Source organism: Priestia koreensis, assembly GCF_022646885.1.
GTDB classification, from domain to species: domain Bacteria; phylum Bacillota; class Bacilli; order Bacillales; family Bacillaceae_H; genus Bacillus_AG; species Bacillus_AG koreensis_A.
Map to the genome: position 1 here is coordinate 2802155 of NZ_CP061868.1, position 18197 is coordinate 2820351.

21 protein-coding genes are annotated in these 18197 nt (G+C 40.8%); 5 read left to right on the top strand and 16 right to left on the bottom strand.

All coding sequences use genetic code 11. The features are described 5' to 3' along the window. Positions 1–12 precede the first annotated feature (12 nt). On the bottom strand, positions 13–375 hold the full coding sequence (locus IE339_RS14700; RefSeq protein ID WP_242168673.1) for a hypothetical protein: 363 nt from the start codon (positions 373–375) through the stop codon (positions 13–15). 249 nt (positions 376–624) lie between these two features. Between IE339_RS14700 and IE339_RS14705 the strand changes: the two genes are divergently transcribed. Continuing rightward, on the top strand, positions 625–1404 hold the full coding sequence (locus tag IE339_RS14705; protein WP_242168675.1) for an undecaprenyl-diphosphate phosphatase: 780 nt from the start codon (positions 625–627) through the stop codon (positions 1402–1404). A gap of 38 nt (positions 1405–1442) precedes the next feature. Here the strand turns inward: IE339_RS14705 and IE339_RS14710 are convergent, their stop codons facing one another. The 4 genes from IE339_RS14710 to IE339_RS14725 all read right to left on the bottom strand — a co-directional run bounded on the left by IE339_RS14710 (position 1443) and on the right by IE339_RS14725 (position 6260). Further along, complete coding sequence (locus IE339_RS14710; protein ID WP_242168677.1) at positions 1443–2675, bottom strand: dicarboxylate/amino acid:cation symporter; 1233 nt, start codon at positions 2673–2675, stop codon at positions 1443–1445. Positions 2676–3074: 399 nt separating this feature from the next. Continuing rightward, on the bottom strand, positions 3075–4490 hold the full coding sequence (locus IE339_RS14715) for a PH domain-containing protein (RefSeq protein WP_242168679.1): 1416 nt from the start codon (positions 4488–4490) through the stop codon (positions 3075–3077). Then, on the bottom strand, positions 4465–4971 hold the full coding sequence (locus tag IE339_RS14720; protein ID WP_242168681.1) for a PH domain-containing protein: 507 nt from the start codon (positions 4969–4971) through the stop codon (positions 4465–4467). The genes IE339_RS14715 and IE339_RS14720 overlap by 26 nt, the downstream gene beginning before the upstream one ends. Positions 4972–5030: 59 nt before the next feature. After that, complete coding sequence (locus IE339_RS14725) at positions 5031–6260, bottom strand: MFS transporter (protein ID WP_242168684.1); 1230 nt, start codon at positions 6258–6260, stop codon at positions 5031–5033. Positions 6261–6583: 323 nt separating this feature from the next. Between IE339_RS14725 and IE339_RS14730 the strand changes: the two genes are divergently transcribed. Beyond that, positions 6584–7732, top strand: coding sequence for a CamS family sex pheromone protein (locus IE339_RS14730; protein ID WP_053401227.1), 1149 nt, complete (start codon positions 6584–6586; stop codon positions 7730–7732). Between the two features lie 65 nt (positions 7733–7797). Here IE339_RS14730 and IE339_RS14735 read toward each other — a convergent pair whose 3' ends face one another. Beyond that, the gene (locus tag IE339_RS14735; RefSeq protein WP_053401228.1) at positions 7798–8091 is read right to left on the bottom strand and encodes a hypothetical protein; all 294 of its coding nucleotides are present in this window, start codon (positions 8089–8091) and stop codon (positions 7798–7800) included. Between the two features lie 190 nt (positions 8092–8281). Between IE339_RS14735 and IE339_RS14740 the strand changes: the two genes are divergently transcribed. Beyond that, on the top strand, positions 8282–8962 hold the full coding sequence (locus tag IE339_RS14740; protein WP_242168686.1) for a VanZ family protein: 681 nt from the start codon (positions 8282–8284) through the stop codon (positions 8960–8962). A 27-nt stretch (positions 8963–8989) separates the two neighbouring features. After that, positions 8990–9511 carry a YfiT family bacillithiol transferase gene (locus IE339_RS14745; protein ID WP_242168688.1) on the top strand — a complete coding sequence of 174 codons (522 nt, stop codon included), beginning with the start codon at positions 8990–8992 and terminating at the stop codon, positions 9509–9511. Positions 9512–9543: 32 nt separating this feature from the next. Here the strand turns inward: IE339_RS14745 and IE339_RS14750 are convergent, their stop codons facing one another. Together IE339_RS14750 and IE339_RS14755 are read right to left on the bottom strand one after the other, a co-directional pair. Continuing rightward, positions 9544–9804, bottom strand: coding sequence for a metal-sensitive transcriptional regulator (locus tag IE339_RS14750; RefSeq protein WP_053401231.1), 261 nt, complete (start codon positions 9802–9804; stop codon positions 9544–9546). A 45-nt stretch (positions 9805–9849) separates the two neighbouring features. Beyond that, on the bottom strand, positions 9850–10188 hold the full coding sequence (locus tag IE339_RS14755; RefSeq protein ID WP_053401232.1) for a rhodanese-like domain-containing protein: 339 nt from the start codon (positions 10186–10188) through the stop codon (positions 9850–9852). 235 nt (positions 10189–10423) lie between these two features. Here IE339_RS14755 and IE339_RS14760 point away from each other — a divergent pair, with 235 nt between their 5' ends. Next, a complete protein-coding gene (locus tag IE339_RS14760; protein ID WP_157052689.1) occupies positions 10424–10570 on the top strand; it encodes a hypothetical protein in 147 nt (48 codons plus the stop codon). Positions 10571–10637: 67 nt separating this feature from the next. Here the strand turns inward: IE339_RS14760 and IE339_RS14765 are convergent, their stop codons facing one another. From IE339_RS14765 to IE339_RS14800, 8 genes are all read right to left on the bottom strand, one after another. Continuing rightward, the gene (locus IE339_RS14765; protein ID WP_242168690.1) at positions 10638–11282 is read right to left on the bottom strand and encodes a TVP38/TMEM64 family protein; all 645 of its coding nucleotides are present in this window, start codon (positions 11280–11282) and stop codon (positions 10638–10640) included. 149 nt (positions 11283–11431) lie between these two features. Beyond that, positions 11432–12505 (bottom strand): sulfate/molybdate ABC transporter ATP-binding protein, encoded by a 1074-nt coding sequence (locus IE339_RS14770; protein ID WP_242168692.1) that lies wholly within the window; start codon positions 12503–12505, stop codon positions 11432–11434. Then, on the bottom strand, positions 12502–13392 hold the full coding sequence (gene cysW, locus IE339_RS14775; RefSeq protein ID WP_053401235.1) for a sulfate ABC transporter permease subunit CysW: 891 nt from the start codon (positions 13390–13392) through the stop codon (positions 12502–12504). The genes IE339_RS14770 and cysW overlap by 4 nt, the downstream gene beginning before the upstream one ends. Next, positions 13392–14222 (bottom strand): sulfate ABC transporter permease subunit CysT, encoded by an 831-nt coding sequence (cysT, locus tag IE339_RS14780; protein ID WP_242168694.1) that lies wholly within the window; start codon positions 14220–14222, stop codon positions 13392–13394. Before cysT ends, cysW begins: the two co-directional genes overlap by 1 nt. A 72-nt stretch (positions 14223–14294) precedes the next feature. After that, the gene (locus IE339_RS14785) at positions 14295–15350 is read right to left on the bottom strand and encodes a sulfate ABC transporter substrate-binding protein (protein ID WP_242168696.1); all 1056 of its coding nucleotides are present in this window, start codon (positions 15348–15350) and stop codon (positions 14295–14297) included. Between the two features lie 90 nt (positions 15351–15440). Then, entirely contained in the window at positions 15441–15623 is a 183-nt protein-coding gene (locus IE339_RS14790; protein ID WP_053401238.1) for a Fur-regulated basic protein FbpA, read from the bottom strand. A 44-nt stretch (positions 15624–15667) separates the two neighbouring features. Beyond that, positions 15668–16450 (bottom strand): alpha/beta hydrolase, encoded by a 783-nt coding sequence (locus IE339_RS14795; protein WP_053401239.1) that lies wholly within the window; start codon positions 16448–16450, stop codon positions 15668–15670. 163 nt (positions 16451–16613) lie between these two features. After that, complete coding sequence (locus IE339_RS14800; RefSeq protein ID WP_242168698.1) at positions 16614–18086, bottom strand: N-acetylmuramoyl-L-alanine amidase; 1473 nt, start codon at positions 18084–18086, stop codon at positions 16614–16616. Positions 18087–18197: the final 111 nt, after the last annotated feature.

Below are 18197 nucleotides of genomic sequence, written 5' to 3' on the forward strand. Positions count from 1 at the left end.
CGGAGTGCTGTTTTATTTTTTCTCGGCATAGCGCATAAATCCGATTACGAGAATATTGATGACCCCATTTGTTAACAATGAAAAGCCCATCACCGGTTCACCATTTAAGAAAAGAATAATAGCTGTTACGAATAAATAAACCGCTTCTACAATTAATAGACCAATCGTTAACTGCTTGAAAAACTGATTGTTCACCAGATAACCAATCGCAGATCCAAGTAAAAGCAAACCGAACGTCAATCCAGCATAGTAGGCTTCGTTGCTCCACTCGTATCGCAGCAGCATCATAGGCGCGGCATCTTTTAATCCGGCTGTACTGATATAAAGGTAGCGAATTGCAGATAAAATAAGCGCAAATACAATTAACTTCTTCATTATGCTCTCCCTTTCTGCCACATTTCTGCCGATTTAAAAAATGGCTTCAGTCGAATCATACCCTGAAGTAATCGCGGGGTACATTCATCGCCCGCTCCTCTTCTTTCTTATATCTTCCCCCTTTTTGATGATTTTACCAACCGTTTTCACGTTTTCTTAAAATCTCTCCTAAGGTCATGATTGCGTACTATTTTGGGACTGCATTCATATAGATAAAAAGAGGTTGTCTATGGAACGGAGGGTGTGTGTATGTCGTGGTTTGAGTCACTTATTTTAGGCATTATTCAAGGTCTTACGGAGTTTTTACCAATTAGCAGTACAGGTCATCTCTATTTAGGAAGGCATTTGTTTGGATTAGACGAGGCAGGCTTATTTCTCGATACGATGCTTCATATCGGAACGGTACTAGCCGTATTTGTTTTTTACAAAGATGAATTCGTACATATGATTAAAAAACCGTTTAGCAAACTAACCTTTCTCCTTATTATCGGAACCATCCCCGCAGTAGTGGTAGGATTACTTTTTAAAGATTACTTTGAAACTATATCGAAGACGGGGGTTACGATAGGATGGGAGTTTTTAGTGACGGGCCTATTTCTATGGTTTGCAGATTCCATTAAAAATGGACGAAAAAAAATGGATGACATCACGTATACAGATGCGTTTGTTATTGGAACTTTTCAAGCAGCGGCCATTTTTCCGGCTATTTCACGTTCTGGACTTACGATTGTGGCAGCGCTTATACGAAAGCTTGATCGTGAAACGGCTGCCTATTTCTCTTTTCTTCTTTCTACACCTGCGATCGTTGGCGCGATGATTTTACAGCTGAGCGACGTTGTCGGCGGTAAAGTCGAATCCATTTCTCTTTTTTCACTATTTGTAGGTACCCTTTCCTCCGCTCTCTTTGGCTATGTGGCGGTAAAATGGATGATTGGGTATTTAAAAAAGCATTCTTTGAAGCTGTTCGCTGTGTATGTGTGGGGGTTAGGCGGTCTGATTTTATTCTTCCAAATGACTGGACGATTTTAAAAAGAGGATGGAGCCAAAGGCCCCATCCTCTTTCCCTTTTATGATGCAGAAGATAATTTTTCTGCGCGTTTCTTTTCTGATTCTGCGACGATGACCGCACATGCTGCATCACCCGTAATGTTAACGGCTGTACGCGTCATGTCAAGAAGTCGGTCAATCCCGATAATGAGGGCAATTCCTTCTACCGGAAGATTAACAGAGTTTAAGACCATCGCAAGCATAATGAGTCCTACCCCTGGCACTCCAGCTGTTCCAATACTTGCTAAAACAGCCGTTAGCACCACGGTGATGATTTGAACAAATGATAGATTAACATCGTATACTTGCGCGATAAAGATTGTTGCTACCCCTTGCATAATCGCTGTCCCATCCATGTTAATCGTTGCGCCTAACGGCTGAACGAAGCTACTAATGGATTCTGGCACACGCAAATTCTTTTGTGCCGTTGACATGGAAACCGGCAGCGTCGCATTACTACTTGATGTACTAAAAGCGACTGCCATAGCGGGTGCAAATCCTTTAAAGAATTCAATTGGGCTTCGCTTAGCTAAGAGCATAATTGTTGATCCATATGTAAGAGCCGTGTGAATCAGAAGCCCTGCTAGCACGACGGTCATGTATAACCCCATCGCTTTAATTGCATCAATTCCTTGACTTCCTACAGCTGTTGCAATTAAACCAAACGTTCCGTATGGCGCAAATTTCATCACGAGGTTTACAAGGTACATCATGAGTTCGTTTCCTTGTTCAATCACATTGTACACGGCCTTTGTTTTATTGTTTAAGATCGCAAGACCGAGACCGATAAAAATCGAGAAAACGATAATTTGAAGCATGTTTCCTTCTACCATTGCTCGTACTGGATTCGTCGGAATAATGTTAAGCAGCGTTTCGCTGATTGGAGGTGCTTTTTGGGCATCGAAAGTTGCACCTGTTTTGTCAAATTCCCCTACTTTTCCTGGTTGCAGAGCAAAAGCTAATACTAAGCCAATGACGATGGCTACCGTTGTCGTGACCAAAAAGTATGAGATCGTTTTAGCACCGATACGTCCTAATTTTTTTGGATCACCAAGCCCAGCTGTTCCAAGTGTAATAGAGAAAAAAACAATTGGGACTACTAACATGTTAATAAGTCCTAAAAAGATTTTTCCTAGCGGTGTAAATAAAAATGTGTTTACTTTTTCAAAAACGTCTGGCGAAGCAATGTTCATCACAAGCCCCACTACTGCCCCTAAAAGCAGGGCAATAATAATCTTTGTTGATAACTTCATCCAACATCCCCCTTGTCGTTAATTTTCTTTATCTATATATAAAAAGATAAAAGCCATTAGCACAGAATACGAATATAATAGATTGAATATTTAGAATTTTTATCACGCCAAAAATTCCGCTATGTAAAAATGAATAAAACAAATGAGAAATGAAAAAATGTAAATACGTGATGTGTAAAAACCTGGAGGTGTTATCTTGAAAATCGTTGAAATTTGCAAAGTATGTAATGGAGTTGGAAAACTAGATCGAAAGTTGCCGCTGTTCAAAAAAAATTGTCCCCTTTGTCAGGGCAGCGGCACTTATACTCAATCATTAAGTGATTACCGTAGTTAGCCATTTCGCTTGTTATGTACACTATAGCAAGTTATTCCTTAAAATAAAACCCTAATAGTGAAATTTTAAACCTTTTTTTGTAAAATTTTGTAGAAATTTTGCTTCAGTGACGTTTCAATATGGTGAATGGTGTACTCTTCTATTAAAGCCTCTGAATAGACGTATAGCGCATATGTTTGAACACGACACGCCCTATCAATTCCTGATTGAATGCACTTTACTGACTGCAAATAGCGCGAGAGAAACACGGTTGTTTCTCTTTTACCTCTTCTCCATCGCTGAATGGTCATAAAGCCCTTTTGCTCATACCCAACTGCATTGTTCTTCCACTGTATATAAGAGTGAAGCCACACTATAATCAACCATGCTGCATAGCTGTAGATTGAAAGTGGTGTGTAATAGACGAGAAAACCAAGGAGCACATAAATAAAAAGAGAAAATCCGCTAAATAAGTTATGAAGTACATAAAGAGCATAGCCTTGTGTCGGTGACTTTATGCGTGGCTTTTCATAAGTGAACTCCGGCAAATAAGCGTCTAAATATGCTTGTAATGTGTGCTTTTGAACAATAGGAAAAAGCTCAATTGTTGCCTCTTCACCTGATCCTATTCCGACATTTTCTACTTTTACGCGCACTGATCCCGTCATCAGAAAACGAAGCGGCTCTTCTAGCACGATCGACCGAATATAGTGAACAGGAATTCGGTACGTTTTTCGATTTAACACCCCGTACGAAACGATGAGCTCCTCTGACTCACGCGCAATTACATAACGACCATACCTCAAAAACGTTCGAATGCCGCTGGCCATCCAAATCAAAAGCAACAGCCCTACAGCGCTTAGAAAGATTACCCATCCATGTTCTAGCCAGAACGATAGGTGTAACATGTTTTTTGCATCATTCTTTAAAAAACTTCCTTTTGGAAGATCGTCTTTAAGCCAATCCGTTACTTTCCCAAACAGCCAAAAACCAAATGAGATAGCAGGTAAAAGAATACGGACATCGAGTGATAAGATGACTAGGTCTTTTATTCCTAATCGCCACGTGTTGTTTGATGGTTTTGTTGAAAGTTGTTGCTTGAAAATTTCTTTTTCTAGACGTTGAACAACCGCATGTTTCAATACGAACAGGACCTCATCTCCTCCAATGGTCTCAACCTGCACATTTTCGATTTTTAGCCACCGCTTTATTAATGAATCACTTGTATGCACGGATCGAACGCTCTCGAGTGGAATGGTATTCACAGATTTTGATAGCACACCTCGTTCGATCACAATGCTATTTTCTGTTAGCGAAAACGTATGGTTGAACCAAGATAAAAAAGACCATAGCACGGTTAAAACGGCAAAGATTCCGACAATAACAGGCCACTGTAGGGAGGTTGGATTAAAAATCGTCACACCCACAAACGGCACAAAGAAGTTGCGAATCGTTTGGACGTTTTGATAGATGAATTCAATCCAGTGGTTTCTCAGCTTCATCTTGCATCACTTCCTTTTTCTTCACGACGTTCATTACGATTCTCTTTATTTCTTCGGCGTTCTCTTTTGAAATATATTCAAATCGATGAAGGCTACCTGCGGTGTAAAGGACAATGGCACAGACATGTTTTTTACGTGCTAGTACACCTTGTTGAATGTTGACATGCTGAACGTTAATCGTTGGAATTAACACTTCTTCTATGCTCCATCCCCCGTTTACTAGTAAAATAGTGGACTCATCAAATTCATAGCGCGCATGACGATAGCGAAGCGGTAGCAGCACGGCATTTTTTAGTAGCCAGTACGCACTAATGACAATAAGATACCCATACCAAATAATCTTTAGCAGAGGGTGCCAATAATGGATAACGTGATAATGAAACAATGCCCACGCCCCTATTCCGATTGCGACCGCGATCAAAAAACTGATAAGGGACTGAAGACGCCAGATAGTAAGAGAAATACGATCAATTCTGTTCATGAATACTGTTCTCCTTTCTTACAAATGAAAAGCGGCTATAAGCTAGCCGCTTCATTGACTTATGAAATAGTTGTTTCGTACTTGGTCACCCCACTAGAGGTAAAATGGCGACGAACTCTAAAAATAGCGAATGCGCTACAACATAACAAGAGCGCTGAAATATCAAATGCTCTTATCACACCAAAGTAGTCGGTAATTGCGCTTAACAGCAAGGTCGATGCCCCGAAAGAAACGGTCGCAATGACGTTTTGAACGGAAAAAATTTTCGGCAACGCGTCTAGAGATGCTGATTTTTGAAGAGTTGTTTGAATAATGATCACTTTCATTTGTTCTCCTACTCCGTACAAACCTGATAAGAGGAGTGCGGCCCATCCAACGGTAGTATGACCAAAACCGACCGTCATGAGCGCGAGAAACAAAGAGCTGTAAAAAATAATCATGCCGTAATGTGCTGGTTGAAAGCGCGCTGAATACTTGGCGGATAGGAGCGAGCCAACGATCATTCCGCCGAAAAAGACTGCGTTAATATAGCCCCACCACGCTTGAGAAAGATGAAGCTGTTGCTCCACATACACATATAAAATAGCAGCAATCCAGACCCCTGTCGCTAATCCTTCTAAAAAGGAAACCCACGTTAATCCCTTTAGAACACTACTTTTAAAGGTCAACTGCCATCCTTCTCGAATAGATGTAAGCATAGGAGGAGCCTCCAAACGCGAACGTGTTGGCGTTTCGACTTTTAATACAAACATAAAAACCGTTGCCAGCATATAAAAAAAGAGACAAATGAAAAGAAGCGCCGTAGAGTGAAACGCAGCAATCAAAATGCCGCCTAAAGGCCAAGCGCCAAGACGAACCATCTGATCAATACTTGCAATTAAGCTATTGGCTCTATGAAGCTGCTCATCACCTACCAAAATGGGCACACACGTATTTCGAATTGGATTTGCAATGCTATCTAGTAGGGAGATGCACATCATAAGCAGTAAAATAACCCAAACGGGTCCCGTAAAGATGTGAATAAATCCAATCAATCCTACTAATAATAGCGTCTTCCCTAACTGTGACCACGCAAGTCCTTGTTTAAGCGACACGCGATCTATCAAAGCAGGTGCGAAAATGCCCCCTGCAAACATGGCGATATTCACAAGAAATGGAATAAGCGCTGTCGCTGTCGCGCTCCCCGTTTGATTGTAAATAAACGTAACGAGTGCAACAACGTACCAAACATCCGCTAAATTAGCGCACGACTGCCCCAAAACGAGAGTAAAAAACGATTTATTCATCATGATCTCACCTTTCATCTTATGAAGTTGTCAATATGCTTGAAAGATTGATCACGACCTACATGTTTTCACCTCTTTAACGGATTATCTTTCCATTATACAAGATAATCCCTTTCTTTTTTAGTGTTTTTTTCCATTTATCTGCTCTTTCCTATTCAAATGGGATTAAAATTGTTCTTCTTCTCAACCTTTTGTATAATGAAACTGGTTCACATTAGATAAGTAAGAAGAAACCGCATAATTTCACTACTTCTTCCCCTTGTTCTAATAATCGTTTATAGTATAATAAGGCTTGATTGGCATTAGAAAAAACTGAGGTGTAAAGATTGAAAACATATTCGAAATTTTTAGCCGCGACGTCGATTACATTTATGCTTGCGGGCTGTTCTTTGCTTCCGAATCACTCCGATAAGGGCAAAAAAGAACAAAAATCAACTCCTATTACAAAAATCTCGTCTCCTGTTCAGTACTATCCTTCTGCTACGCCATTTAAAGAGGGCGTAAACAGAGGCCAAATTACTTCTTATCTTCATTCAAAGCTTGATATTGATGAAGTAGAATTAGGCTTAATGGAATTGTCACAGGACGAATACGATACGGATGACTACATATATCAAGAAGGTCAATTGATTGACAATGATGAACTTGATGATTGGTTAAAGCGTTCATCTACAACAGATAAAGGGCTAAATCCACCGATCAAAACAAAGAAGGATGCAAGTGTGGATGACAAGCTAAAAGCGGAGGAAGATAATCCAAAGTATTTGGCCTATGTTCTGGAACAAGATTACTTAGACAAGGACGGAAATGTGGCGGGAATGTCACTTGGTCTCGTTCTTCACTCAACGTATTATTTTAAAACAACCGATTCTCAGGGCCTGATTTACAATGGTTCTAAAAAATTAAGTACACAAAAAGCACAGGAATACGGCAAAAAAGTAGCACAAAAAATCGTGGATCAGCTTCGTAAAAAGAAGGATACGAAAGATCTACCAATCTACTTTACGCTGTTCCAAGAATCAAATAAGGGTGATATTTTACCAGGACAATTCGTTTCATCCAACTATATTAAAGGCAGCGGAGACAAATTAGGCGGCTGGGATGATTTGAATCGTAAATATTATCTCTTCCCTTCTACTGCTGCTGATAAGGACCAAAAGGAAGTAGCGGGTCAAATCGGGTTATTTCAAGATGAGCTCAACAAATACTACGGAAAAAGTCGCACCATGCCTGTTGTAGCAAAAGGGCTATTCGTAGATAAAAATCTTCAAAAGCTCTCCGTCGAAATTCCGGTTGCGTCTATGAGTAAAACCGAAATCATTTCGTTAAGTCAATTTGTAGCGAATATGCTAACAGAGGGCGCGCTACCAAATCACTCCATTATCGAAGTGAAAATTACGGCGCTTGATAAAATTCGCAGTTTCATTTTATTTGATCCGAATGAAGACGAGCCGTTCATTCATGTATATGACTGATCATAAAAAAGCGTAGAGGGAATGACCTCTACGCTTTTTTATGTTTCAGATGACAAGTAATTTAATTATGCTAATTTATAAGAAGAAAGGTTATACCACGCATGCATCGTAAAATGCTCTAACTCCTCTTCTGCTGTCCCTTCATAAAACGCGCGAAAATCCTCTGTCGACATGCCGTAACGCTGCTCACACCACTCAAGAAAAATCTCAAGATCGTCTTCTGCTGTTAGCTCTTCAAATGTAAGCATGTGCTTTTTCTTGTACGCTTCATCACACTGACAAAAAAGCAGTGATTTGCTTGAATCGACATAATAACCACGGTCAAGACACTCTTCACAATCTGGACGATGATACCTCATCAATTTTCCTCCTCTTTCTTTAATCGCTATATTTTTCTATACAGTATCTCCAATTAAAGCCTTTTTTATTCGTTGTGCTTGGTTTAACTAAAAATTTTTGTTATAGTGAGAAAAATCAAAAATTATTTCTTTCATCAGGAACTATTCGCTATAATGGATAGAGAAGAATGAACACATGCAGGAGTTTATAATGAAGAAATATCTTTTGTTACTCATTCCTTTTTTCTTTTATGGAAGACAGCTGTTGGTTTACTGGGGAGATCTCTTTTTTTGTCTCCAAGTTTTTGCGAGCATTTCTGTTTTGACAGGGTTTATGGTGTTGCTACTGAAACGAACCACTTTATCAACCATGCTGGACTGGACGATAGCGACATGTTTTTCAATTTATTTTTGTTTTCTTTTTCATATCACAGTGGAAGTGGTTGCCTTTCCCGATCTTCATTCACCTGACTGGTCGAATCTCTCCTTTATCGTACAAACGGTGAACGTTCATCCGATAAGGGGTATTCTCGACATTGTAAGGAATAATCCAAACGCTACATTTCAAATTGTCGGCAATTTGCTCATGCTTTCTCCCTTTGCCTTTGTCATGCGCTATTTTTCATGGGTCAATAGCACAAAGAGAACGATTATGTATGGCTTTTTTCTTTCTTTTGTCATTGAAGTTATACAATTAGTTGAAACGGCTGTGGATATGGTGTGGCAGCTAGGCATAAGAAGAAGTCCTGACAGTTCAGATGTGTTATTGAACACAGCAGGAGCAATGTTTGGTGCGCTTGCTTATCATGTATGGAAAACGGTGAAACAACCTTCTTTCGGAAAAAACGGTAGATTAAAACCAACTATTCAGGATCAGCAAGAGGATTATTAGTTCTTTATTATGTAAGGAGGAAAAAAGATGAATGCACAGTATCCGATTGGTCCATTCGTAAAGCCAAGCTCATATAGTTTAGAGGAAGTAAAACAGTGGATAGAGGATATCCGAAGCTTTCCGCGCCTTTTAAAACAGATTACGCATCAGCTATCTACCAATCAGCTTGATACTCCTTACCGTAAAAACGGATGGACCGTTCGTCAAGTCGTTCATCACGTAGCTGATTCTCATATGAACGCGTTTATTCGTTTTAAGCTAGCTCTAACAGAAGATTTTCCACTCATTAAAACATATGATGAGAAAAAATGGGCAACTCTTTCTGATTGTAGTCTTCCTATCGAAGCATCTGTGAAAATGGTTGAAGGGATTCATGAACGCTGGTATGCCTTAATCAAAGAGATGGATGAAACGGACTTTCACCGCACAATGAATCACCCGGAATACGCAGATCCACAGCCATTGTATACAAATCTCGGGTTGTACTCTTGGCATGGGCGACATCACCTTTCACATATCGAACTTGTTGCTCATGCACAGAAAGCATAAAAAAAGCGAGCAGGATCGTTTCTGCTCGCTTTTTAACGACTTTTAATCAATAGGGAAATCGCTTCTTCTACCACTTTTGAGGTGTCTCCGCCCTCTTCTTGAGCTTCTGTAATGCAGTGCTCTAAGTTGGTTGCGACGATTTGAGCAATCGTGCGATCAACGGCACTTCGGATTGCAGAGAGCTGTGTTACAACATCTTTGCAATCTTTTTGTTCTTCCATCATGCGCAGAACGCCTCGCACCTGACCTTCTGCACGTTTTAGACGATTTTTTGTTTGATCGGTATACTTCATTTTCTATCCCTTCTTTTACTCAAAATGATTTTCTGTCTTCACCTACTACTCACACGTGCACATGTAGCCACGAACGTCAAAGCCTAACTTTTTCAAGCGTCTCACGCTCAAATTACGAGAGATTCGGTCGTTCACAATAACCACTACTTCACGTAAAGGTATGTCACTGTGATGACGTTCTAAATAGGCGAGTGGTATATGAATGGCAGAAGGACAAGGTTGCTTTGTTATTTCGTTAAAATGACGAACATCTACGAGCGAAATTCCAGATTGCTCGCAGTCCACGCTGTCTACTTTTCTTACTCCCTGAACGGGAACATAGCGCTGATAAAATAGCGCAATAACCAGCAACACCATCGCGATTCCAATGACTAATATTGTCATATATTCCTCCGCTAAACTAGATTATGAATTTTTAAGTGTCTTTTATTATACGTGAAGGGGTATTGAAAAGCAAAATGAAATGCTCTTTTTTTACATTTCTTGAGCCCATTTTTTAATTTTGACGTTTTTACGAACGTTTGTTTTTAGCTGTTGTATATTGTGAATGAGTACGCTATCATTAAAGCATACCTCGTAGCCATGAGCGTATATCAATATCCTATAGGAGGCGATACAGATGGCTTCTTCCTCACACAAAACTCACAAACAGGAATTTGTTCAAAAACTTAAAAAGCAAGGAATCAAAATTGGTTTTACCAAGCCTCGCTCACAAATTACTTCCTTATTTCAACTTCCTTTTAAAAGAGCCAAAGCCTTGAATTAACGAAATTCTTTCTAGTGGATACATACTAAATAGCCGTAGTCCCCTCACCTATGGGGATTCGGGTATTTTATTTGGAGTGATGCAAAAGCGTACGTTGCTGAGCCATTCTTCGCTTGATCCAAAGAAAGAAGATAACAAAAAGAAAGACAAGCGCCGAAGCAGAAAATGTAACGAGCGGAAACTTTAACAGCAAGCGACCAAAGTAATAGTACAGGGTGGCCATCGGTATGCTTGCAAGACCAACCATTAAAATGTACGAGGGATATCGCATTTGAAGAGAAGCAGCTAGAAAACAGGCTGCATCAGTCGGCGCTCCCGGGCTCGACATAATAAAAAATAACGGCCAATGTTTCCCCTTCAGTTTCTGAAAAAGCTTGGGGTACTTGCGCTTTAAACGTACAAACACTTCTGTTCTTGCGTAATGATTGCCAAGCAGATAAATGATGCTTTCTGTAATGCCCATACTGATGATGGTCATAATAATTGTTTCAACAGGAGAAAACAGCATTCCTCCCATAATAATAAATAGGGAGCTAGGAATAAATAATAAAATTCGAAATGAGAACGCGAGGACGAACAATAGATATGCGTAATCGTGCTGATGGCGAATCCAATGTTGAACATCATTTATCGTTATATGATATCGATCGGCTGTTATCCAAGCGATGGACCACAAGCTGATCAAGGCGAGAATCGGAATGAATTTTTTCATGGGAAACCTCCTACGATTCTTTTCCCGATTTCTCTACTGTACAATCCACGTATTGATCATTTCAACTATTTCTTCTTTTAACATTCTTCCTTCGCATACAAAAAAAGGAATCTAGTAAAGATTCCTTTCTGCAGAAGAAGACCGCATCATTAAATCGAAAAGTCTTCTGGAACAAACACTTTTAATTGTTTTGGAAGAACATACACCTCTTCTCCAACTGATAGGTTCAATTCCCTTGCTTCATCCTTTGTTAGTTCTGCTTCTAAAAATTCATTATTGTCTAGGCGATTTAACTCCACTCGCACGACTGAACCAATCGCATGAACATGAAAGACACGTGCTAAAATTCGCTCTGTATGTTCGTTATTGCGGGTGATTTTTAAATCGTGAGGTCGCACATATCCAGTCGCATCTCCGGACGTTTCAAGGTGATTATCTGACAGAGTGGTTTGAATAGACCCGTGATGAAGTCGTCCCTTTTCCAAACGTCCGTGAAAGAGGTTTACGTTTCCTAAAAAGTTGTAGACGAATGGTGTTTGTGGATGATCATACACTTCTTCTGGAGACCCAATTTGCTCAATCGCCCCCTCATTCATCACTACAATTCGATCTGCTACGTCTAATGCTTCCTCTTGATCGTGGGTCACAAAAATACTCGTAATATGAAAGTCATCATGAAGCTTACGAAGCCATCTACGAAGCTCCTTTCGCACCTTCGCATCCAATGCACCAAATGGTTCATCCAATAGAAGAACCTTTGGCTCGACCGCAAGCGCTCGTGCAAGCGCAACCCGCTGCTTTTGGCCGCCGGATAATTGATCTGGATAGCGGCTAGCCAAATGATCAAGCTTAACAAGCGATAAGAGCTCTTCAACTTTTGCTTTTATTTCTGCTTTTGAGGGACGGACGTTTCGCGGTCGAACCTTTAATCCGTACGCGACATTATCAAATACAGTCATATGACGGAACAAGGCATAGTGCTGAAATACAAACCCCACTTGCCGTTCGTTCGCTTCTAATGAGTGGGTTGGGCGGTCATCAAATAAAATCGTGCCCTCATCTGCTGATTCTAGACCTGCGATAATTCGAAGAAGCGATGTTTTCCCTGAACCTGACGGACCTAATAATGCAACCAATTCACCCCTTTTAATTGTTAAGTCTATATTTTGTAACGCTTTGAAAGATCCGAAGTTTTTTGAAATGTTTCGTATTTGAATACTCATCTTTCGCTCTCCCCTTCGTCATAAGCAACAACTCGTTTTGTTTTCCATTCGATTATATTTTTAGCGATCAGAGTCAAGATGGCGATGATCGACATGAGCGAGGCAACGGCAAAAGCTGCTGAAAACTGATACTCATTGTAGAGGACTTCAATATGAAGTGGCATCGTGTTTGTTTCTCCACGAATATGACCAGATACAACCGATACGGCCCCAAATTCTCCAATAGCACGCGCATTTGCTAAAATTAATCCATACAGCAATCCCCATTTAATATTAGGAAGCGTCACATGCCAAAACGTTCTCCATCCACTTGCTCCTAAAATGGTAGACGCTTCTTCTTCAGACGTTCCCTGCGCTTGCATAAGTGGAATTAGTTCACGCGCCACAAATGGAAATGTGACGAATAACGTCGCAAGTAAGATGCCTGGCACAGCGAATATAATTTGAATGTTATGATCTAGGAGGTATTCGCCAAAAAGACCTTGTGCACCGAATAGAAGAACGAAAATTAATCCCGCAATAACAGGCGAAATGGCTACTGGAAGGTCAATAAGCGTCAGTAAGATATTTTTCCCTTTGAACTGAAATTTTGTAATCGCCCATGCTGCTGCAATTCCAAACAAGGCGTTGAGCGGAATTGAAATTAATGCTACTAGGAGCGTCAACTTAATGGCAGAAAGCGCATCAGGGTTCGTAATCGCTTCTAGATATACTCCCCAGCCTTTTTCCAGTGCTTTTGTGAAGATGGCTACAAGTGGCACAATAAGAAACAGTGCCAAGAATAATAAGGCGATCGTAATAAGCAGCCATTGCACAGGATTTGCTTTTTTCTTTGTTTTTATTGTTGCTGTATTTGTCGTATGAGATAAAGGTACGTGACCTGCCACTATGCTGCACCTCCGTAACGTTTGTGCGTCCAGCGCTGAATAAGATTAATGACTAATAAAAGCAGAAATGAAATAAGCAGCATAACGGTCGCAATAGCGGTAGCCCCTGTGTAATCATACTGCTCAAGCTTTGTCATAATGATTAGCGGCGTAATTTCTGTTTTCATCGGCATATTCCCCGCAATAAAAACAACGGATCCGTACTCACCAATTGCGCGTGCGAAGGCAAGCGAGAACCCGGTTAAGATGGCTGGTATGAGAGGAGGAAATATGACCCTTGCAAACGTTTGGAAATTGGTTGCGCCCAAGCTTTGTGATGCTTCTTCTACTTCTTGTTCGAGCCCTTCTAAAATAGGCTGAACCGTACGTACAACAAATGGAAGCCCAATAAAGGTAAGCGCAATGACAATTCCGATAGGCGTAAAAGCAATTTTAAATCCGACTAGCTGTCCTAGCCAGCCGTGCGGTGAATAAAGGGTTGTGAGCGTAATACCTGCCACTGCCGTAGGAAGAGCAAAAGGCAAATCAACTAATCCATCAATTAATTTCTTTCCTGGAAACGAATAGCGTACGAGAACCCATGCAATCAGAACGCCGAATATAGCGTTTATACAGGCACCAATAAACGCTGTTCCGAAGCTCAATCGATAGGAAGCTACTACTCTTGGATTGCTCACAACTTGCCAAAAATCCGTCCATCCCATTTGGGCAGTGTGATAAAACACCATCGTAAGAGGCAAAAGGACAATGAGACTGATATATAAAACCGTATATCCCATTGAAAGGCCAAATCCCGGTAATTTATAAACCTTTGGCTGCGTTTGTTTCATATCGTCACCTCGTTATGTAGAAAAGAAAGGAAAGAAAGCATCCTTTCTCCCTTCCTCCTATTTTGTGTAAGCTTATTTCGGTTGATAAATGTCATCGAACGTGCCACCATCATCAAAATGTTTCGCCTGCGCCTTTTTCCAACCTCCAAATTCTTTATCTACCGTAACGAGATCAACTTTCGGGAATACATCACTATATTTGGCAAGGACTTTCTCGTTTCGCGGGCGATAAAAATGCTTTGCCGCAATTTCTTGCCCTTTCTCCGTATAGAGATAGTTTAAATAAGCCTTTGCTACTTTTTTCGTTCCTTTTTTCTCGGCATTTTTGTCTACAACCGCAACGGGAGGTTCCGCTAGAATGCTGAGGGATGGAACAACGATATCAAACTTATCTTTTCCAAGCTCTTGTTGAGTGAGCAGTGCTTCATTCTCCCATGCAATTAATACATCTCCGATACCACGCTCTACGAAAGTAGTGGTAGCACCACGAGCACCTGAATCCAATACTTCTACATTTTGATAGAGCTTTTTCATAAAGGCTTTTGTTTCTTTCTCCTTGCCTCCGTCTTGTTTATCTGCATACGCCCAAGCAGCTAAATAGTTCCATCTAGCTCCTCCTGACGTTTTTGGATTTGGTGTGATGACTGAGACGCCTTTTTTCGTTAAATCGTCCCAATCTTTAATTCCTTTTGGATTCCCTTTTCGTACTAAAAAAACAATTGTAGATGTGTACGGCGTCGAATTATCTTTTAATTTCGTTTGCCAATTCTCAGGGAGAATGTGACGCGTTTTCGCAATTTCATCGATGTCATACGCAAGCGCCAAGGTGACCACGTCTGCCTGTAAGCCGTCGATTACAGCTCTCCCCTGACTTCCTGACCCACCGTGGGATTGCTTCACCGTTACGGTCTGACCAGTTTTATTTTTCCAATATTCAGTAAATTCTTTATTGAAGTCTTGGTATAATTCTCGCGTTGGATCATAGGAAACGTTTAATAGCTCCACAGGTTTTTTAGAATCATTTTTAGAACCTGACGAGGACTCACTGCTTCCACATGCAGATAGTAACACCGTGCTTAGAGCCATAATAGAAGCAAATTTCAGCCATTTTGTCTGTCTTCGTCTCATTCGAATTCCCCCAATGTTAGTTGTTTTTATAGAAAAAAAGACTGCACGTTAGATGAGCAGTCTTCAAATCTCTTGCTGATCTGTAACTGTCTATAAGATAGGTTGGTTTGTAGATCCTTTTTTTTCTAAGGCAATTTTGTAATCACGCTCCAAGTCACTGAGCGTTTGGGAGTAGATGAGTGGATCATCTGGTCGGTATACTCCTAAAAATAAAAGTTTTTGAATGAGGCATTTCCGGCTCATTTCAACGGCTTCCTGAAAAATTTTACCCATGAATGGAACTCCTTTTTAAGAGGTAAGCCCTCTCGTAAGATTCATTACTGGGCGATCGATGTTGGGAAGACAAGCGCTTCACTTCGACATATGGTACGAATAAAGCTTATACATCGCGCAGCAATCAATTCTTTTTCATAGTCCATTGATGCCACGTGGTACGAATTGCGAAGCGTTACTTTCGTTTTTTGGACGGCGCGCGTTTGTTCAAGCAGATAATCCGTATTTGTCGCAGGAACAACGTGATCCTCAAGGGATGCAAATGAAATGACTGGACACGTAATCTGCGATAATGAAGACCTCACAAACTTCATTAAGGAGAATAATTGTTTAATAGAAGCGGTAGGCGCATAATCATACGTAATTTCATAAACGTCTGGTTTTTTAATATCAGGTGCCCCTTCCAGTATATAGCGCTCGCACGTCTCCGTTGTATATCCCTCCATGCATGGAATAGAAGAAATGGCCGGATTAATAAGCATAATTCCTGAAATAGATGAAAACTTACTTGCCAAATAAGACGTAAGCGCTCCGCCCATGGATTGCCCGACGACAAATACGCGTGCGCACTGCTTTTTCAAATGACGATACGCCTGTGTAACATCCCCGATCCAATCTTGGAACGAATACGTCTCTAAATCTTTGTAATGCGTCCCGTGACCGCTTAGCCGCGGTGCATATACCGTATATCCCTTCTCTCCGAACGACTGCGCTAGAAACTCAACGCTTTGTGGTGTGCCCATAAATCCATGAATCACTAAAACACCCGTTTCATTACCATTTATAAAAATTGGCTCAGCACCTTGAATAATTGAGTAAGTCGTCATGCTTTCATCTCCCTTGAAAAATATTCCTTTTCGCTCTGTTTTATCTTTTCTCTATCTTAAACCCACAATTCCTACCTGTCAACGATGAATTAAAAAATATTTTTATTTTCTGATTATTTAACACAATAAAAAACCCGAGATGGAATCATCTCAGGTTTTTACGTTATTGACGAACAAGTGGATATAAAGAAGATACGTCAATTTTATTTGCTTTGTAGTAGTCTAGAATGCCAAGTACGATCGCTTCTGCGTCTTTTTGACGCCAGTAGTCAGACTTTAGCTTCGCCGCATCCGTTGAATTGTTAATAAAGCCAAGCTCTGCTAATACGGCAGGCATTGAATTGTATTTATTTACATACAAATTCGTCGGATGTATTCCACGATCAGCTAATTTCCACTCTTCTACTAAGCGCTTTTGAATACACTGTGCAAGCAGCTTGCTTTGGGCATTATACGGATTTGTTGCCCCTGCATAGTAATGCGTTTCAATCCCAGTTCCTGACTCGGGTTTTGCACTGGAGTTAATGTGAATGCTGACAAAAATATCTCCCTTTTGCTGCTTCGCAATGATCGGTCGATCTTTTAGCTCAATAAACACATTCGTGCTTCTCGTTAAATAGCTTGGAACAGACATGCGATTAAGCACTTGCTGTACCTTTAGTCCAACATCTAACACGATGTCTTTTTCATTCATCCCGTTCCCAATTGCTCCCGTATCTTTTCCACCATGACCTGGATCAATAATGATTTTTTTATTCGCCAGTGGATTTAACACAGGGCTAGGAGTCGTAGGCTTTGTCGGATTCGGATCAGGCTGATTCGGATCGGTTGCTCCTCCGCCGTTTGTCGATGTGACCGCTAAATAAGAAGACGACACGAAACCTGCAAATGAGTTTTTATCATCGACCACTTCTGCCCATGTTCCAACAAAGTGATCGATTTTAAGCATTGTTCCATTTCCTACAGACGTAATCTTCCCGTATTGAGTGGAAGGACCTGTACGGACGGTTAAAGCACTTGCCGTTACCTTCCCCTGCTGCGGGAATGATTTTGCGTACCCTGGTCGGAACGATGAATTAATGGCACGGGCGATAAAGACCGCATAGTCAGCGCGCTTAATGAGCTCATTTCCACCAAACTGGCCGTTTCCAAGCCCTGTGGAGATCTTTTTTGAAAGCAACGCTTGGTTTGCACTTCCGGTATTGGTTGCGCCGTAATTAAATGCGCGCGAAATGAGTAACGCCATTTCACCACGTGATACCTTTTGCTCCGGTTTAAACGTTCCGTCTGCATAGCCGCTCAGATAGTGCTTCTCATATGCCGACTGAATATAGCCTGCTTCCTTTGCACTTGCCTGCACGTCAGAAAATTTTGTCTGACGCTGTGTGCCGTCAAGCTGTGTTGCTTTTCCGATAATTACTACTGCTTCTGCTCTCGTGATGGTTTCATCAGGGTTCAAACGGTTACTTGACGTATTCAAAATGCCCCCTTCAGCTAAAAAATTTACTTCTTTTGCTGCTCGATGGTTGTTTGGGACATCCACAAACGTTGTTTCGGCTTTAACAGTTAGATTGGAGAATGTTCCAAGCATTAAAGCAAAAACAACGGGAAGAACTCCTGCCGTTCTCTTTTTCATATGTAACTTCCTTTCCCTGTTCCTTTTTACCATTTTTTATCCATAAGACCTAGAAACTATTTCCACAAAAATAGACCTTACTCCTTTTTTTTCGTCATTTTTTTTAGAAAG

What these genes read in the sequence shown, in the direction of transcription:
- IE339_RS14700 (WP_242168673.1), bottom strand. Translation starts at nt 375, where the DNA reads ATGAAGAAGTTAATTGTATTTGCGCTTATTTTATCTGCAATTCGCTAC.
- IE339_RS14705 (WP_242168675.1), top strand. Translation starts at nt 625, where the DNA reads ATGTCGTGGTTTGAGTCACTTATTTTAGGCATTATTCAAGGTCTTACG.
- IE339_RS14710 (WP_242168677.1), bottom strand. Translation starts at nt 2,675, where the DNA reads ATGAAGTTATCAACAAAGATTATTATTGCCCTGCTTTTAGGGGCAGTA.
- IE339_RS14715 (WP_242168679.1), bottom strand. Translation starts at nt 4,490, where the DNA reads ATGAAGCTGAGAAACCACTGGATTGAATTCATCTATCAAAACGTCCAA.
- IE339_RS14720 (WP_242168681.1), bottom strand. Translation starts at nt 4,971, where the DNA reads ATGAACAGAATTGATCGTATTTCTCTTACTATCTGGCGTCTTCAGTCC.
- IE339_RS14725 (WP_242168684.1), bottom strand. Translation starts at nt 6,260, where the DNA reads ATGATGAATAAATCGTTTTTTACTCTCGTTTTGGGGCAGTCGTGCGCT.
- IE339_RS14735 (WP_053401228.1), bottom strand. Translation starts at nt 8,091, where the DNA reads ATGAGGTATCATCGTCCAGATTGTGAAGAGTGTCTTGACCGTGGTTAT.
- IE339_RS14740 (WP_242168686.1), top strand. Translation starts at nt 8,282, where the DNA reads ATGAAGAAATATCTTTTGTTACTCATTCCTTTTTTCTTTTATGGAAGA.
- IE339_RS14745 (WP_242168688.1), top strand. Translation starts at nt 8,990, where the DNA reads ATGAATGCACAGTATCCGATTGGTCCATTCGTAAAGCCAAGCTCATAT.
- IE339_RS14750 (WP_053401231.1), bottom strand. Translation starts at nt 9,804, where the DNA reads ATGAAGTATACCGATCAAACAAAAAATCGTCTAAAACGTGCAGAAGGT.
- IE339_RS14755 (WP_053401232.1), bottom strand. Translation starts at nt 10,188, where the DNA reads ATGACAATATTAGTCATTGGAATCGCGATGGTGTTGCTGGTTATTGCG.
- IE339_RS14760 (WP_157052689.1), top strand. Translation starts at nt 10,424, where the DNA reads ATGGCTTCTTCCTCACACAAAACTCACAAACAGGAATTTGTTCAAAAA.
- IE339_RS14765 (WP_242168690.1), bottom strand. Translation starts at nt 11,282, where the DNA reads ATGAAAAAATTCATTCCGATTCTCGCCTTGATCAGCTTGTGGTCCATC.
- IE339_RS14770 (WP_242168692.1), bottom strand. Translation starts at nt 12,505, where the DNA reads ATGAGTATTCAAATACGAAACATTTCAAAAAACTTCGGATCTTTCAAA.
- cysT (WP_242168694.1), bottom strand. Translation starts at nt 14,222, where the DNA reads ATGAAACAAACGCAGCCAAAGGTTTATAAATTACCGGGATTTGGCCTT.
- IE339_RS14785 (WP_242168696.1), bottom strand. Translation starts at nt 15,350, where the DNA reads ATGAGACGAAGACAGACAAAATGGCTGAAATTTGCTTCTATTATGGCT.
- IE339_RS14790 (WP_053401238.1), bottom strand. Translation starts at nt 15,623, where the DNA reads ATGGGTAAAATTTTTCAGGAAGCCGTTGAAATGAGCCGGAAATGCCTC.
- IE339_RS14795 (WP_053401239.1), bottom strand. Translation starts at nt 16,450, where the DNA reads ATGACGACTTACTCAATTATTCAAGGTGCTGAGCCAATTTTTATAAAT.
- IE339_RS14800 (WP_242168698.1), bottom strand. Translation starts at nt 18,086, where the DNA reads ATGAAAAAGAGAACGGCAGGAGTTCTTCCCGTTGTTTTTGCTTTAATG.